Source organism: Alkaliphilus oremlandii OhILAs (assembly GCF_000018325.1).
Taxonomy (GTDB): domain Bacteria; phylum Bacillota; class Clostridia; order Peptostreptococcales; family Natronincolaceae; genus Alkaliphilus_B; species Alkaliphilus_B oremlandii.
The window spans coordinates 134905-152024 of the sequence record NC_009922.1 but is presented as its reverse complement, the minus strand read 5'-3'; the positions used below and the strand labels follow the sequence as shown (position 1 = coordinate 152024).

The following is a 17120-nucleotide window of genomic DNA, read 5'->3' as shown; positions in this document are numbered from 1 at the left end:
AATGGATAAAATTTCATGTTAAATTTAAAAGGATACAAAAAATTCACCGAAGTGATTGTAGTTCGTCATTGATCCTGCTACAATTTCTTCGATGAATTTCAACGCTTTTAATGGGTTACTTTTTTGATAATTAAATTGCCAACACCTTGTATTATCGATACCAGTATTAATAATAGGATTACACTGATATAGGTAATGTCTGCTTGGAATCTTTGGTAGCCATAACGGATTGCTAAATCTCCAATTCCACCGCCACCAACGGCTCCTGCTATAGCAGAAGAACCGATTAAGCTGATAAAGGTTATAGTGACACCTCTGATGATTCCAGGTAATCCTTCTTTTAGGTATACCCTAAAAATAATGTCCATTGGACCGGACCCCATGGCCTGTGCGGCCTCTACAATTCCTTTATTGATCTCTAATAAGGCGCTCTCTATCTGTCTAGAAAAGAATGGCACAGTTCCGATGACCAATGGAACGATTGCTCCTTTTATCCCAATGGCAGTACCCACCATCCATCTTGTTAAAGGCATAATGGCTGCAATTAAAATGATAAAAGGGATACTTCGAAATACGTTGATCACCTTATCTAGGATATTATTGATTACAGTATTTTCTAGTATGCCATTCTTCCTTGTAACTACAAGGGTCACACCCAGCAGAACCCCAAATATCAGCGATAGGATACCGGATATGGATACCATAATCAGGGTTTGATAGATTGCCACTAAAATTTCATCTGTAGAATTTAAAACATTTGGTATATATTTACTAAGAATTTCTACCATGGTCCATCACCTCCACTATTAATCCTTTTTCTCTAAAATAATCGATGCCCTTGAATATATCTTCCCTATTTCCACTAAATAGTACAATGAGCTCTCCAACAGGCGTTTTTCCTAGAACCTCTAGGTTTCCATATAGAATACTTGCGTTGATGCTGAATTTTCGAGACACCTCGGAGATCAGCGCATCCTTCGTTGCTTCTCCTAGATAGTTCACCTTCGTTAATACATCCTCATCCCTTATGTTGAATATATTGTCTTTGAGCTGGAGTAGTTCATAAATCTTGCTTGTGTTGGTTGCAGTTTCTAAGAAGCCCTTCGTCGTTTGGTTTTCAGGTCTGCTGAATATCTTTACAATATCGCCCTCTTCTACTACCTTTCCGTTTTCCATTACGCTCACTCTGTCACAAATGTCTTTAATTACTGCCATTTCATGAGTAATGAGTATAATGGTTAATCCGAGTTTTTCTCTCAGCTCTTTTAAAAGTTCTAAAATCGATTTCGTTGTTTTAGGGTCCAATGCAGAGGTGGCTTCGTCACAAAGTAGCACCTCTGGGTCATTGGCTAAGGCTCTTGCGATTGCCACCCTTTGCTTTTGTCCACCACTGAGCTGAGAAGGATATGCATGTTCCTTATCGCTAAGTCCTACAAGCTCCAATAAGGCTTTTACCTTTTTTCGCTCTTCTTCTTTTGAAAGATTTGCTCCCTTTAATGGATATGCAATATTGTGATAGACGTCCCTAGAGTTAAAAAGGTTAAAATTTTGAAAGATCATTCCGATTTTCTTTCTTTTTTCTCTCAGCTCTTTTTCAGAGAGCAGGGTAATGTCCTCTCCTTTAAACAAAACTTTTCCCGTAGTAGGTCGCTCTAAAAGGTTGATGCATCGAATTAAGGTGCTTTTACCAGCTCCAGAATATCCGATAATGCCATAGATTTGTCCTTTTTCAACCTTTAAAGATACATCTTGCACTGCATGAACTTTGTTTTTACTATCGTCAAATATTTTGCTCACATTTACAATTTCAATCAATGGTACTCCCTCCCCTATATCAATTATGCCCTGTTGAGTCAATCAAAAAAGCTTCCGCCACTTTGCATATGAATGCAAAGGGACGAAAGCGTAAGCGCATCGTGATACCACCCTAAGTTCGTATAAGCCTCGCGGCATATACCTCATCGAGTACGCAGGAATTCCATCCTTAAATACTCCGGCACTGTAACGTGTGCATTACGTGACTGCCTAAAGTTTCCCTTCAGCAATCCAACTCCAAGACCATGTTCAATATGCCTTCCCTTGCTCCATCTCACCAACAGGAGCTCTCTGTATTGGTATTTACATACCTACTCTTCTCTTCAACGTCTTTGCTTATATTTAGATAAGATTATATCCCTGAAATTTTTAAATGTCAACAGTTAATTTAAAGAAAATTGCAGGCTCCTCCGCCTAAATCTATTTTAGGCAGTTCCTTGAGTCCAACCTGGTCGATATGGATGTCCTCCGCCATTTTATTATAATGCTAAGTTTATCCCCTGATATTTCCGCATCAATGGTATGACCCATCTGCTCCACCAACTCTTTCGTAATGGCTAATCCAAGCCCTGTACTCTTATTACTTCTCGTTGAATCCGCTGTGAAAAATCGTTCGAATATACGGGCTGCATCTTCCTCTTTTAGATTTGAGGTATCATTTGTAAAAGTTGTAATGGTATATGCTTCATTCTGTTTTAAAGAAATAGCCATTCTCTGATTGCCATACTTTAGGGCGTTCTGTATTAAGTTAAAGAAAATTCTTTTTACCGCATTCTCATCGGCAATCACTGGCGCTGCCTTTTCCAGTATATCAATGGCAGGCTCTATATTTTTATTTAGAAAATCTCTATAAAATGAAGCGATTAAATCGTACAGAATTTTATCTAGATACACTGGACCGAGTTCAAAGTTATATTCCCTCGCTTCCAGCCTCGATAAATCGTAGAAACTTGATATTAAGGTCTGTAAGGACTCTGCTCTCCTCTTAACGATATCTTTATATTCCGTCTTTTCATCATCCGATAGATTCGGATCATCCATCAGCTGTATATATCCAATGATGGATGTAAGGGGTGTTCTTAAGTCATGGGACATGTTCGCAATAGCCTGTCTTAATTCTAGGTCAATTTTCTTATGCTCAATTTCTGATTTTTGTTTTTCTTCTAATGTTGCATTGATTTCTCGTGCTAAGCCTACGATATCTTTATTGGCGGAAGATAATGTCACCTTGGCATTTGTATTACTTTTATTAATTCTCTTTAATTGCTTTACCATTCCTCTTATTTCTTTTTGCAAAAAGATATATAGGGTGATAAATATACCCAATAGAATAATTAACATCATACATAATAATTGTATAGATACCACCCTCTCTGTTACTTGACTTCGATTTTATTAAAGTATACCATACTTAAAATCGTAAACAATGCAGTAAAACCCACTCCTACTAAAATAGCAGAAATAATTATTTCGTTGGATAGTACATCATTACGCAAGTTAAATAAATTTGTAGTAATCAATATCTTATGAAGATACTTAAATTTGTCTGATACGATTACTTCAAGTACATTAATAATTTTACGTGCCATAGTAAATACACCAAAATAAATAAAACTAGATACTGTGCTACTTTTAAATACAATCCCTAGAAAAGTACCTACAGATATTGCTCCAATCCACAATGGCACAGCCACCAGTAATCTAAGGGAGAAATCCTTTACTATTTCTAAGGAGAAGTCTGCACCGAATCCAAGCAGTATTGCACCGCTCCCTAAAAATACGGTTAGTATAATCAGTGCTGCGATACTCGATAGAATTGTTGTTGTGACCACTTTTGAGGCAATCATCTTATTTCTAGGGATACCAAAAGATACAGCATTTCGAATCGTAAGGTTTTTATTCTCCTCACTGGTAACGATCTCCACCATCATTAACACCAAGAATATTGGCAGATTTATTGCTTGAATCCCTATATACATTATCTCCGACAAGCTCATACTGGTTACATTTCCTGTTGATTTAATCAGTATATTACACAGCAATGCTACAGCAGATGTAATTGTTATAAATGCCCAATAGTATACCCTGTTAAAATTTCGATACAGTTCAGCTTTAATATAATTAAGCATTGTGGCTCCCTCCAATCAACTCGATAAAATAGTTTTCTAAATTCATGCCAGTTTGATGGATTGACGAAACCATGACATCGTTTATAACAAGGGTTTTGTTTACAACCTCAGGTCTATCAATATAATCATATAACCGTATTTGATTGTCATTGAGGACTTCGTACTTGTTGGTTCCAAGTTTATTTTCAATTGTGACCGTGGCCTTACCTATATCGTCCACCTTGATTGCTAAATAATGCCTGCATTTTTCCTCTAATTCTTTCGCCGATATTTGCTCTACCAGTTGTCCATTATGAATAAATCCATAGGTTGTTGCCAGCTGTGAAAGTTCACTTAATATATGGCTGGATACTATGATGGTAATATTGTTTTCTCGATTCAGCTTTAATAATAATTCTCTGAACTCTACGATTCCAGATGGATCTAATCCATTGATCGGCTCATCTAAAATGAGCAGTTCTGGGTTTCCCATGATAGCAAAGGCCAAACCTAACCGCTGCTTCATTCCAAGGGAAAAGTTTTTAAATTTTTTATTCCCTGTACCTTCAAGTCCCACCATCTTCAGCGTTCTTTCTATAACCTCCTCCTCTACAATACCTTTTTGTATCCTATAGTACTCCAGATTCTTGCTTGCAGACAGGTATGGAAAAAAGCTTGGTGTTTCAATGATACATCCCGTTCTCATTCTTGATTTATTTAATCCATCGCTGGATGCTTCGCCAAACAACTCTAATCCGCCACTGGTTGCCACAGAAAGACCGCTGACCATTCTAAGTAAAGTCGTCTTACCCGCTCCATTTTTTCCCACAAGGCCATAAATGTCCCCTTGCTTTACTTCCATGCTCACATTGTTCACAGCAAAATTATTCTTGTATTTTTTGGTGATATCCTTGGTTCTAAGTACCGTTTCTATCATTTGAACTGGACCTCCTTCTTCTTGTATGACTATATATTAAGATATAATTTACAAGTTGACATAAAGAAAAACTTAAGAAAGACTTAAGTTTATTCATTCATTTTAAATCCAATTCCCCATACTGTGTGGATATATTCTGTAGCTGGATCAGCTTTTGCAAGCTTGGATCGGAGGTTACTAATATGAACATTGACCGTGTTATCGTCACCTAAAAACTCATCGTTCCAAACTTGCTCAAACAAGTTGGCCTTTGTAAATACCTTTTTAGGGTGCTCCATCAATAGCTCCAGTATAGCAAACTCCTTCGCCGTAACAGAAATAGGAAGTCCTTTCATTGTAACTTCTACGGTATCCCGATTTAATACTAAATCTTTATAGGTTAAAATATTCTGCTTGTCCCTCGGATTAGAAAACACCATATATCGCCTTAGCTGAGCCTCAACCCGTGCTAAGACCTCGTTCACATCGAATGGCTTTACAATAAAATCGTCGGCGCCCAGATTTAAGACTTCTATTTTAGTATCCTGTGCTAATTTTGCGGAAATAACAATAATCGGCATATTCTTCAGCTTTCTTATTTGACAAATGATTTCCTCACCGACCATTCCAGGCAGCATTAAGTCCAATAGAACAAGCTGAAATTCGTAATGCTCCAAACACATCAACGCCTCCGTGCCAGAATATGCTTGTCTCACATGATACCCCCGTTTGCTTAACATTTTAGAGAGCAAGTTATTGATATCCATATCATCTTCCACAATTAGTATATTTACAGATTCCTCCATGTCTTGACTCCTTTCATAATATCGTGCCTGTATCTGTATTAAAATCCATCTACTTCATTCACTATGAATACGTTCGATGATCCATTCTCCCTCTCCCCTTTACTCAAAATACAAATTTTTTCTGGTATTGATTTCCACATTAATCAAATGCTCCCCTAAAGCAAATCTTGAATGACAATGATTGGGTCGTACTATTTTATTTTTGTATATCTTGTTACTATCTATTTTTAAAATTGCTTCTATACTCTTCCTCTAAGATGGACATAACAACGATGGATTCGTATTGTCCGTTGATGAACATACACTCTCTTAGTACGCCTTCTTGAACAAAGCCCTCTGACTCATACAATCTATGAGCCTTGTGATTTTTGCAAATTGCATCTAACCAAAGCCGATGACCATTCAAATCTTCAAAGGAAATTTTTCTGATTTGTTTTATCGCCTCTCGCCCATACCCCTTGTTTTTTTCAGATATTGCAATTCTTTTCAGCTCTATATTTCTATCATAGTTTTTTAGTCCAGCAATGATTGCGTACCCTACTAAATTATGAGTCTGACTGTCTTCAATGACTAGATGCAACATATCTTCATCTTCCATAGCGCCCCTATGCTGTTCTTTCGTCCATTGAAGAACATATTTGGCATTCTCCAGATCTCTTTCCGTCTGAACAACAAAATCCAAATCATCTTCCGTCGTATTTCTTAAAATTATAAGGTTGGATTGCTCATGAATTGTTTTGATAAATATCCCTCCATATTCTTACGCTAGCCTTCTTCATAGTTTTTATCGGAATAATCCAGTAATACCTTTTTACATGATTTACAGATATACGCTGGAAAGTTAACCCCTTTAAATACATTATTTTCTAACATGACTTCTCCCTTTCTTGGAAGTAAAGAAATCCTATGTATCTTCTTTGTCCAAGTGATTATTGTTCCTGTCTGCAAATAACCCAGTTCCATTTCTTCATTACAGCATGGACATTTCATATTTTCACTCCTCTTCGAATGCTCCTAGAATATACTTAAATTGATGGAAATCGTCGGCAAGATCAGAAACTATAAAACTAGGTTTTTGCCTTAAGTTCTCAATTAAGATATCTAGAGAATGATCGTTTTTATTTATGCCCAAAGCATTTGCAAGTTCCTTCTGTTTTTCATAGAAATCCGGGGTCTCCTGAATCCATTGCCTTTCTAACATTTCTAAGGAATATTCCTTATCGCTACTTCTAAGCTGAATAAACTCATACCAATAAGGATAGAACAACGCTAGTTCCAGCAACTCTTTTAAGTTATTGGCTACTTTACCATAGATTCCTTCCTTACGAATATATGCAATAGGAATATTGGACTCACCTAAATTACCGCTGTCTCCAATAAATCCAAAATAGTTTCTGTCTCGATCCAATGCGAAGATGATCAATCTTTCAGAGGGGTCGAACTTAAAATCTTCTTTTTCCCTCTGGTAACAAAGATCTATATCACAAAGCTCTTTTAATAGCTGATAGGCTCTTTCAAATCTTTCTTCATTTTCGCTGGGGTCAAATACTAAACCTACATCGGATATTGTCAATCCTTTGCTATATAAATATAGACCCGGTGTCCCGTCCATTTTATTGACTTCATAAATAAATTGATGTTCGTTCTTTAGTATTCGAATACTTTCTTCTTCCGTATTTTCTTTTTTTAGCTCTTCATATTCCGCATCTATTTCTTCTATAAAAGCCTTCTTTAGTGCCATGTTATTTCTTGAAATAGGGAGCTTTTCAAAAAACATTTCTATATTCTTGTAGAGATCTTCCATATTCTCAGTTCCCCTCACATTCCTCGTTAGTTTTTGTATCTTTTTTTACCAAAGCTTATTATAGAAATAGCATATCCTTAGGTAGATATTTTGTATCCTCTGCCAATATAAATTTCTATAAGTACTGTGTGGCATCTAAGAGAGATTCTTTACCGTATACTCGATGATTTGATTTCTATATTAATCTAAAGCAATCCAATATCTTTCTAGATATACGTCATCAGGCTCACAATAGATTGTACCTTCATACACGCCACCATTTGCTAAAACAGTACGCTTACTACCTTCATTCCCTTTAATGCACGTTATCAAAACCTTTTTAAGTCCATAGGCTTTACAAATACCAAGACATTCTGCGAGCATCATTGTAGCATAGCCTTTTCTTCTTTCATCAGGACGAACAGAATATCCAATATGACCACCGTACTTTTCAAGAAATTCATTGAAGTAGTGGCGAAATTGAATCATACCAACGATTTTATTATCTGCTTCACGTACATAAATGTACTGTTCACAGGTAACCCAATTTTTAGGAACAGTTTCTTTATTTTCGCATCTCCGATTAAATTCCAACCACTCTTTTATACTATCCATACGTTTCAGTGGTCCTGCTCCATCCATGGAACTATTCACATCTAACATTTCTTTGCGGAAATCCTGAATATCACTTTCATAACAAAGGTTTGGTTTTATTAAAATACATTTGTCCATATAAAATTCTCCCCCAGATATTTCTTACAATCTTAAACTTAATATCCTTATTTTAAAATATCTCTAGATGATCCTTATATCATAAATCCCTGTTATCTTTTTCTAACCCTATATCTTAATGCCGTTTTTAATTTTGTAGGCTCTACTTTTCTCGCATCGGAAAGATAAATTTCTCTATGTACTAGCGCCTTTATTTCAAGATGATTTTCTTCTATGAATTTTTTCATTTGATCAAAACTTTGTGATTCATTGTCGTAGGAACCAATGTGAAGCATTTGAACTGATAGTCCATCACTAATGGTATCAAAAAACACTTCTTCTAGTAGGGGATTTGGCTTCTTCTTCCTTACATTTTCAAAGGCTTTCTCCATTCGTGTTTCATTCTTGGCTCCCTCTTATTTCATATTTCTATCTATTCATATCCGAACAAATATGCCATTGCGTTTAAGCTCTACATACTCCTCTATTTATCTAAAGTGACCCAGTATCTTTGGGTAACTCTGTCACCCTCCTGCACTTCATTTTCTAACTTAGCACCATTATTTCTTATAGTTTTTGCAGATGCAATATTATCTTTGTCACAAGTAATCAGGACCTTTCTAATATTCATTTTTGCACATTCTATTAGTCCCAATGCTAACATCTCAGTTGCATAGCCTTGTCTTCTCTCTGATTTTCTGACACTATAGCCTATATGTCCGCCAAAATTTAATAAGTAATCATTTAGTCGATGTCTGATATCAATCATTCCGATTAGACGGTTATCCTTAGTAGACATAGCCATATATGTAGTTGATGGGACAAGACCTTCCTTCACAGTTTCTTCCTTCAGATTGTGGAGAAATGCATCATACCAGTCTTCAAAGGTTTCAGCATTTCTCAAACCTGCAGTTCCATCCATACTATCTCCATTTTCAATAAACTCTTTTTTGTATTCCATAATCTCTTCCTTATACTCTGGTGCCGGTAAAACTAGTTTTAATCGGTTCATGCTATCCCTCCAATTACATAAATAATTTATAATTTGTAATACATATCCGCTATGTATGCTTAACGTAAATTACAAGCTAACATTACGTTAAATTTTCATACTTTACACCCTGGCATTTTATTGTCATCCCAACCAGTGTCCAACCTTAAATATTTCGCACCTCTCATCCTACACTACTAGCTACTTCTTTCATAATGTTGATTGCTTTATCAGCTTTTCCAATAGACACTGTAAAGTTCATCAGTTCTCCCAACCATTTAGAATATTTGATTTATAGCAGAATACTTCAACCGATCAAGAGTATAGTATGAACCGTTTTTGTAATCCCTCAAAAAATTTTCCAAATAACTTGGCATCAGAACAATTACTAAATATTTTTCATAAAATCTAATCTTATCTCATCCACACCAACTTTTGGAATACCCAAAGCCCTATTATTAAATTCCCCATGGCAGTCTGATCCTGCTGAAATCATTAGATTGTTTTCGTTACAAAACTTTACATAATAGTTTCCATCCTCTATATTTCTAAGATATGGAGAAAAGCACTCTATACCTGAAATCCCATAAGCCTTCCATTCTTTCAGGACTTCAGCGGGTAACTTACCGCCGTTCTTATAAGCACTAGGATGTGCTAAAAATGGATGACCACCTGCATCTTTAATTATATCGATTACTTCTTGAGGGCTCTTAAAACGTATTTTTTTATTACTCAATTTTACAATTTCAAAATATTCCTTGAGATTCCCGACTATATTTTTATCTAGTAAATAGTTTAAAGATTCCCATCCACCTCTATTGCGATCATATTTATATAAAAAGTAGTCTGTAATATCTGTTATTTTATCTATTTCCTTTACAAATTCGATAATCTTCCTATTAAATTCTTTTCTTCGAATTTGATTAAACTCAATAAGACCATTTAACTTGCTGTTTCTATAATCAAAATCATAGGCAGTTATGTGGTATTCTTCCATATCATAAGTACATGAGATTTCTGTACCTATAACATAGTTGATATTATCTGGAACTCTATGAAACATTTTGATACTATTCTCAATAGTATCATGGTCTGTAATTGAAAATAATTTTATATTACTTTTTAAAATAAATTCTAATAACTTCTCCATAGTCCAAGTTCCATCTGAAGCAGTCGTATGGATATGCATATCCACTTGATATTGATCTTTTCTATCCATAAACTCACCTAACCTTTGTTCAATAAACTACACTCGATTTATTAATTCAACTCTTCAAAGAATTCTCCCTAGCTCTAAACAAATTATTCTCAAAGAATTTCTTATAACTACTTTGAAAGTGTTTTTTTCATTCTTAGGCTACCATCTTCCTCATTAATCTTGATCATTCCTATTTTGGTATACAAATTTATCGCTTTTTCATTTCTAGAGGAAACTCTCAAATGATATTCTGATACATTAGATTTTGTAAAAAAATCTTCAACATATTGAATTATCTCTTTTCCAATCCCTCTCCCTCTATATTCTGGTATTAGATAAAATATGTTCACATATCCGATCTCTTTCCCATTGTATTCTTGAATATCAAATCCAACTTGGCCAATAGGCTTACCACTGTCCTCGATTATTAATTGTCCATCAGGAAATTTATGAATTCTTTCTTCCATACGTTGGATATAAGAGATTGAATCAAACCTTGTACTCATTTCCCAACCTACCTCGTGTGTATCTTTTCTAAATTTAATTATCATATCCCTATCCTGATAATTTTTAATATTTATGGTCCGATAATACATCTTATTTCTTCTCTCCTTTTAACCCTCACCGTTTATATTTACCAAGTAGTATTCATCATCCAAATGAACATTCTTGAAAAACTCTAAGAACCAAAGCATAAAAGATCCAGAATAATGGGGTACTCCACACGAATGATAAAACTGTTTCTCCTAAGAAAATTCTACTGCAAACAAATGAGGAAGTTTCTCATATCGCTGCTCCCCTGTAATAGAGACCCTGTCCATAGCTTGTTTGTTACTATTTATGAAGTATCTCTTCTATTGGTCTATATTCTGCCGTATTATTTAATTCTACTTTGATGACTTTCCCATTCAGTTGATATAATTTGTAAGCTTTTGCTTTTAAGTTAGACTTATGAATCTTATAGTAGTTATCTTTAAATTCAATAGCGCAATTATTCTCTACAGCAATTCCAATTTCATCATATTCTAATACTTTTCTACTAAAGTCTTCTTTTCTTGCATCCTCATCATAATGTGGACAATGCATCGCATTTATTAAGTTCATTGCCTCTATCCGAATATACCGCCAATTATCCTCTTTATCAAAGCTTTGAGAATCACTATGTCCACTTTTGAACCAGCAAATGGAGCCAGCACTCATTCCACTCAATACTTTTCCACTTTTATATGCTTCTTTTAATAACTGATCCACGCCATAATCTTCCCATACCTGTAACATCTTACGGGTATTACCACCACCTACATAGATAATATCAGCATCCATGATTTTCTTTTTACATTCTTCCGCACTCGTTTTACCTTCCAATAGCAATAAAACATCGGTACTGCACCCAAGCTTTTCACCATAAATATAATTAAATGAATCGATGTATTCTTGTGATTCATTACTTGCAGTTGGTATAAATAACGTTTTAGGATTCTCCTTGTGTGCTGATTCTACGATCATGTTATCAATATGGAGCGTTTCTAATTTTCTGATCTCGCCTCCACCAATAGCGAAAATAGTTCCCATTCCTTTTCCTCCTCTTTACTATATTCAGTTCTGCTGCTTACTTTATATTTTTTACCGTCATGATATCATTTATAGAGCATGTAAGTTATACTGAGTATCCCAATATTCCAAACTATCCTTAGAAGGCAATCGCAGCCAATTGAAAGCGAAGTCCATGTTCTCCTCTGCCATGGGCAAACTCTGTCTAGATTGATTTTCTAGCTGGATATTTATCATTGAATTCTTCTTTTATTACCTTTTACAATGTTGTTCGTCCTTCTTACTTTTTACTAAATCTGAATATAATTAAAACTTGTATTGTGAAGAAAACAGTTGTTATTAATAATAAAAGACTCATAGGAGTAAAGGGCTTAAAATACCATCCCCATTCTTCAGATAGGTTTTTAAAGGTAAATAAATATGATGAGATAAAACTCAAAACATTCCCAATAATAAGTACAATAGCATTATTTGTCCTAATGGCGGTTCTACAGAGGATTCCAAAACTAGCTATCATTAGTCCGTAGAATATCATTGTTCCAAAAGTAGCATCTCCCTTCATAGCTAAATATCCATATGGAACACAATAAGCTAGAAACATTAAAAATCTTATTAAATTTTTATCCATACCTCTAGCCTCTTTTCTTTATTTGGCATAATCCTGCGAATGCATAATATAAGAACATTGCATATTAATATCTACTAGGCTAATACATACTCTAATTGGCAGTCACATGGTTCTGCAGCAACTAATTTTTCATTGTATTCTACAGCTTCTGTACAACCCATTGCTTTATAAAATTCCTGTGTCTCTTGAGCTGAATGCGCAGATATATATAACTTTTGAGCTCCCAATTCTTTTGCTTGTCTACATATAAGAGAGAATAATTTTTTACCTATGCCACAGCCCCGATATTCATAGGATGTGTGTATGCTTGAAAGCTGAAGATATTCCTTATTGGAACCAAAAAACTCATTTTCAAGGGATGCAAAACCAACGAGTACATCCTTGTTAAATGCGCCAAATACAGTTCCACCTGTTTTGATTGTATTCTGTAGGTACTTTGTCAATTCTCTATATTCATCTAAACTCCACTGTTCTGTAAAAGCAATATCTTTTAATAACCATTCTCCATTTTCTTTACGCCAACATTTCTTTACATCTTGATAGCGATTGAACTTCACAAATAATGCTTCATCTAATTCGATTTCTTTTAATTCTCTATAGCTGATTTCTTCCATCATAAACCTCCAATTGCTAAATAATTGAGTTGATCGTTATTGGGCTTTAAAAAACATCAGGACTACTTCTCCTTAAATAAGGGAATAATGAAGTAGCCTATGAATACTATAATCAAAAAAACTATGAATCTAACGATTCCTGTATTTAGGTCAAATAAATCTAATGTCCATGATACTATAAAGTAAGCTATAAATCCTATTGTAAAATCTCTAATTCGCCTGTTCTTGAGCACAGTTTCATCTCCTAATTTTATTACTTATTTCTCAACACAAATACTTGACTAAATTTTAAGCACATTATTCATACAGCCTGATCCGTCTATTAAAGGATTCCTACAATTTTTTCTATATCATTATAATGAATGGTTGATTTTTTAATACTACATAACTGAGTTTTAAAAGAACATTTTCGTATTTGAAATCTTAATAATTGTTCTCCTATTTATCAAGATGCAGTATATGAAAATGGTGTTAAATTCTACCTTTTATCTGAATCCACTCACGTTTTAATAAATCCATATATACTACATCAGAAAATTGTCCTATTCTACTGTCAAAGCAAGCCTCTCTTATTATACCAATCTCTTTAAACCCAAGAGACTTGTATAAATTATGCGCCCTAATGTTGTCTTTCATAGAAGTTAACTCTATTTTATTAAGGTTTAAAAATCTAAATAAAAAATCTATAAAATGGTATAAAGCATCTTTCCCATATCCTTTGCCTTGTTCCCCTACCTCACAAATCTTAATGCCAAATTCACATTTCTGATTTCTTGCATTCCATCCAACGTAATTCATTTCTCCGATTGGTTCGAAACTATCTTTTTTGCATATAAGAAATCTCTTATTCTCTGGAAATAGGTTCGTATTCTCCGTCTCTCTTTTTATGCTATCTTGAATTGTTTGCTTGCTCTGGAGAACTCCAAATACATGGGTTGCATGTTCCATCATCTCACCTGTGTTCCACCATTTATATAAATACTCCTCATCCCCTAATTCTAATTGTCTTATCATTATTTTTTTGCCTTCAATCATATGCCGTTCCCCCTGTTTATTTTTTACGATTATCCTATATGTTGGCTAATGGAATTGCACACCTCTGCAATTCCATCGTCCAACACTACTTATACAAGCTCAAAATTAACTTACTTTAATTTCTTGCTGACAATCATAAACCTATGTTCTTTCGTTTCAACATACCCCCGATTATTCATGATTGACTGCAATTGACAAAGCTCCTCAAAGCACTTTTCCACCGAAAAACCTGGGAACTCCCATACAACAATCTTCGCAAAATAAATCAATGCGCCAATGTCAAAAAATTTTACAGTTGGAAAATATTCCTTCGACTCTAAAATAATGAATCCTTGATTTTGAATTGATTTGATACAATGATCTAAAGTATATTCACTACTGACTGCTTCCTTAAAATCTTTTATTAAGAACTTCGATAGCTCCTTATTATTTAAACCACCAACCTGTTGCGTAATAAATAAACCATCTGGTTTTAATATCCTATAAACCTCTTTAATATCAAAGCTTTCATGTCTATTGATTATTAAATCAAATAGATTATCTTCATACGGCAAACTATGATCATCGAAAACCTGCCGAACATCAATACCAAGGGGCGTTAGTTGACTTTGACATAGTTTGAAGTTAGGCTCATAGGATTCTGTTACGAATGTATTTTTATAAGGATGATTGAGGGTTAACAGATACTCTCCACCACCAGTACCCATATCTAATAATCGATCATCAGCGTTTAAATTGTGTCGAATTATTTTATCGTAATCCCAAGGCAACGGTTCTTCCATCATTCTGTGAGCAATATGAGAGAAATTCCAACCTTCAAAGCCATTTTTCTCTTCTAATTTCCACGCTTCTATTAATTTTATATAATCCATAACTATTCTCCTTTTCACAATTTACTTTGATGAAAAGCAGTGCAGTTAGCTGATAACATATTTAGCACTCTCGATACAATCTGCTATCAGATTACATGAACTGCACCGAGTAGTTAATTCGCTTTATTCTTTGCAAAAAATCACCCCTTTTAAAATACCAACTTTATTAGAAACCTAGAGAGATTCCTATTGTATTTCTCAACTTTAGGTGGATTTGGAATCAAACTATTTCTTTTTACATAACAATAAACCATGGTTACTGATGCCTAATATGCTCTTTTCTCGACAGCTTCTCATATTGTAATACAGCCAAGATTCATATTCTTCACTGTTCATTCCATCTACAGCGTCTTTGAAATATGGACTCAATCCATCTACACCTAGATGGTCTATGATCTCTACCTCGAAGCAGTTCATATAAGACGCCATCTCGTCTGGCGTGGTAAAGAACGCATCAGTCCAAAAACATTCTTTTTCTCCTTCTCTAGTAACCCCTGTATCTAAAATTTTATCGATGAAATTACGTGTAAGAAATTCTTTGTTTCTTATCATTACTGAATTTAATACAAAATGCTTATTAATATATGCAATTGCTAACAAGCCACCTTTTTTCAATACTCTTAATGCCTCACTTAGACAGGTTTTTCTATCTGAACTATTTGTTAAATGATACATTGGACCAAGACACAAAACCACATCGAAGCTCTCCGATGAAAATTGACTTAGATCTGTAGCATTTGCTACTTCTGCCTGTAAATTTATATCATTACCTCTCTCTTTCATCTTTTGCCCAATAATTTCAATATGCTTCGGTGTGATATCTGTAGCTATTACAAAGTTTCCTTTTTCACCGTAATAAAAAGAATAGGCACCGGTCCCTGCCCCGATCTCCAATATCCTATGAGTTTTTTCTATATGATTATCTAAGACCCCTGTAGTCATTAGAAATTCTATTTTCCTTGCATTATTGGTAGTTATCCTGCTTTCTTCATCATATTTTTCATAAAAATCCACAACTGTTTTCACCGATATTCCCCCATGGTTATGATATTTTCAAGTGTGATTTATATTTTTTCCAACTTTTGTTTTGAGGATTGAAATTTAAAACAGAGTTTTAAATTGAGTTCGAAATCAATTTTATTTCTGGACAATAATATGTAAGTGCTCTGTAGCATCTCTGTACTGTGGCAGTTCACAGTATTTCGGTGCAGCTTCTAAGTAATTTTTGTATACATGGGGCATATATTTATGAAGATTCTGTAGCTGGATATTCAAACCCGATAGAAAGCTCTCTGCACCAGCATAGGATACTATTGTAAAGCCGGATTCTTCAACCTCTTTCAGTGCCAATGGTGGCGTTGTAAAGAATGTGGCGGTAAAGCTTTCCTCTGATGAAAACCTCAAATCACCTTTGATATATCTTTCAAAGTGGGCCTCATCCTCAAAGCTTTCAGGAAATTCACTTACACTGGCTTTCAGTGCTCCCCAAGTGTTGATATAGGAGATTAATGCCACACCGCCTTTTTTTAATATCCTATAGGTATCCTTTAATACCTTTTCTCTCTCCTGAGCACCATGTAAATGATACAATGGTCCCATTACTAGAACGCCATCAAAAAATTCATCCTCTAAAAAGTCCAATTCCAATGCACTTTTGCAATAATAATGCTCGGCCTTTAGGTTGCTTTCTTCTATTTTTTTCTTCGCAATTTCAAGTTCATTTTTGGATAGATCGAGAAGGCTGACATGATAGCCTCTTTTTAAGAGCTCTAAAGAATATCTTCCCGGTCCAGATCCTATATCTATAATGTTTCCTGTCCTTGGGAAATACTTTTCTATTAAATATAACGTTGATGCATATTCTACTCTAGAATAGCTATTATTCAATCTGTTCCACTCATTTTCCGCAAAATCATCATAATACTTTCTTACCTCTTCTGTCATAATTGCTCCCCCTTCGCCCCTTAATTTAATCTCAGTTCTGCTTTAATGTTCTATAATTTTCATGGAATCTCCTTCATTTATTGAATATTTTTTATCTTCTATTTTTATAAAGTTCTTGTGGAGTATAATATTAAAAGGACTCAACATA

Annotated in this window: 21 protein-coding genes and 1 other annotated feature; all 21 genes read right to left on the bottom strand. The window is 34.7% G+C overall.

The features are described 5' to 3' along the window. Positions 1-107 precede the first annotated feature (107 nt). Entirely contained in the window at positions 108-788 is a 681-nt protein-coding gene (locus CLOS_RS00715; protein ID WP_012158008.1) for a methionine ABC transporter permease, read from the bottom strand. Beyond that, a complete protein-coding gene (locus CLOS_RS00710; RefSeq protein WP_012158007.1) occupies positions 772-1815 on the bottom strand; it encodes a methionine ABC transporter ATP-binding protein in 1044 nt (347 codons plus the stop codon). Before CLOS_RS00710 ends, CLOS_RS00715 begins: the two co-directional genes overlap by 17 nt. Positions 1816-1890: 75 nt before the next feature. Beyond that, positions 1891-2151: a binding site (T-box leader), on the bottom strand. An 84-nt stretch (positions 2152-2235) separates the two neighbouring features. Continuing rightward, positions 2236-3159, bottom strand: a complete 924-nt coding sequence (locus CLOS_RS00705) for a sensor histidine kinase (protein WP_012158006.1) — start codon at positions 3157-3159, stop codon at positions 2236-2238. Between the two features lie 32 nt (positions 3160-3191). Next, positions 3192-3944, bottom strand: coding sequence for an ABC transporter permease subunit (locus tag CLOS_RS00700; RefSeq protein WP_012158005.1), 753 nt, complete (start codon positions 3942-3944; stop codon positions 3192-3194). Next, on the bottom strand, positions 3937-4860 hold the full coding sequence (locus CLOS_RS00695; RefSeq protein WP_012158004.1) for an ATP-binding cassette domain-containing protein: 924 nt from the start codon (positions 4858-4860) through the stop codon (positions 3937-3939). The genes CLOS_RS00700 and CLOS_RS00695 overlap by 8 nt, the downstream gene beginning before the upstream one ends. An 89-nt stretch (positions 4861-4949) precedes the next feature. Continuing rightward, on the bottom strand, positions 4950-5645 hold the full coding sequence (locus tag CLOS_RS00690) for a response regulator transcription factor (RefSeq protein ID WP_012158003.1): 696 nt from the start codon (positions 5643-5645) through the stop codon (positions 4950-4952). 217 nt (positions 5646-5862) lie between these two features. Further along, complete coding sequence (locus CLOS_RS00685) at positions 5863-6354, bottom strand: GNAT family N-acetyltransferase (protein WP_278183752.1); 492 nt, start codon at positions 6352-6354, stop codon at positions 5863-5865. Positions 6355-6410: 56 nt separating this feature from the next. Further along, entirely contained in the window at positions 6411-6635 is a 225-nt protein-coding gene (locus tag CLOS_RS00680; protein ID WP_041718854.1) for a PF20097 family protein, read from the bottom strand. A 4-nt stretch (positions 6636-6639) separates the two neighbouring features. Further along, positions 6640-7449, bottom strand: a complete 810-nt coding sequence (locus CLOS_RS00675) for a hypothetical protein (protein WP_012158001.1) — start codon at positions 7447-7449, stop codon at positions 6640-6642. A 180-nt stretch (positions 7450-7629) separates the two neighbouring features. Then, positions 7630-8160, bottom strand: coding sequence for a GNAT family N-acetyltransferase (locus CLOS_RS00670; protein ID WP_012158000.1), 531 nt, complete (start codon positions 8158-8160; stop codon positions 7630-7632). Positions 8161-8252: 92 nt separating this feature from the next. Continuing rightward, positions 8253-8531 (bottom strand): GyrI-like domain-containing protein, encoded by a 279-nt coding sequence (locus tag CLOS_RS00665; RefSeq protein WP_049753754.1) that lies wholly within the window; start codon positions 8529-8531, stop codon positions 8253-8255. A gap of 92 nt (positions 8532-8623) precedes the next feature. Further along, entirely contained in the window at positions 8624-9151 is a 528-nt protein-coding gene (locus tag CLOS_RS00660) for a GNAT family N-acetyltransferase (RefSeq protein ID WP_012157999.1), read from the bottom strand. A 367-nt stretch (positions 9152-9518) separates the two neighbouring features. Then, positions 9519-10349 (bottom strand): PHP domain-containing protein, encoded by an 831-nt coding sequence (locus CLOS_RS00655; protein ID WP_012157998.1) that lies wholly within the window; start codon positions 10347-10349, stop codon positions 9519-9521. Positions 10350-10456: 107 nt separating this feature from the next. Beyond that, entirely contained in the window at positions 10457-10924 is a 468-nt protein-coding gene (locus CLOS_RS00650) for a GNAT family N-acetyltransferase (protein ID WP_012157997.1), read from the bottom strand. A gap of 238 nt (positions 10925-11162) precedes the next feature. Further along, a complete protein-coding gene (locus tag CLOS_RS00645; protein ID WP_012157996.1) occupies positions 11163-11900 on the bottom strand; it encodes a peptidase E in 738 nt (245 codons plus the stop codon). Positions 11901-12159: 259 nt separating this feature from the next. After that, on the bottom strand, positions 12160-12507 hold the full coding sequence (locus CLOS_RS00640) for a hypothetical protein (protein WP_012157995.1): 348 nt from the start codon (positions 12505-12507) through the stop codon (positions 12160-12162). A gap of 74 nt (positions 12508-12581) precedes the next feature. Beyond that, positions 12582-13121, bottom strand: coding sequence for a GNAT family N-acetyltransferase (locus CLOS_RS00635; RefSeq protein ID WP_012157994.1), 540 nt, complete (start codon positions 13119-13121; stop codon positions 12582-12584). A 471-nt stretch (positions 13122-13592) separates the two neighbouring features. Further along, complete coding sequence (locus tag CLOS_RS00630) at positions 13593-14156, bottom strand: GNAT family N-acetyltransferase (RefSeq protein WP_012157993.1); 564 nt, start codon at positions 14154-14156, stop codon at positions 13593-13595. Between the two features lie 110 nt (positions 14157-14266). Further along, positions 14267-15028: a class I SAM-dependent methyltransferase gene (locus CLOS_RS00625; protein ID WP_012157992.1), complete on the bottom strand. Its 762-nt coding sequence runs from the start codon at positions 15026-15028 to the stop codon at positions 14267-14269. Positions 15029-15253: 225 nt separating this feature from the next. Beyond that, positions 15254-16054, bottom strand: coding sequence for a class I SAM-dependent methyltransferase (locus tag CLOS_RS00620; protein ID WP_012157991.1), 801 nt, complete (start codon positions 16052-16054; stop codon positions 15254-15256). A 111-nt stretch (positions 16055-16165) separates the two neighbouring features. Next, positions 16166-16972 (bottom strand): class I SAM-dependent methyltransferase, encoded by an 807-nt coding sequence (locus tag CLOS_RS00615; RefSeq protein WP_012157990.1) that lies wholly within the window; start codon positions 16970-16972, stop codon positions 16166-16168. Between the last annotated feature and the right edge of the window lie 148 nt (positions 16973-17120).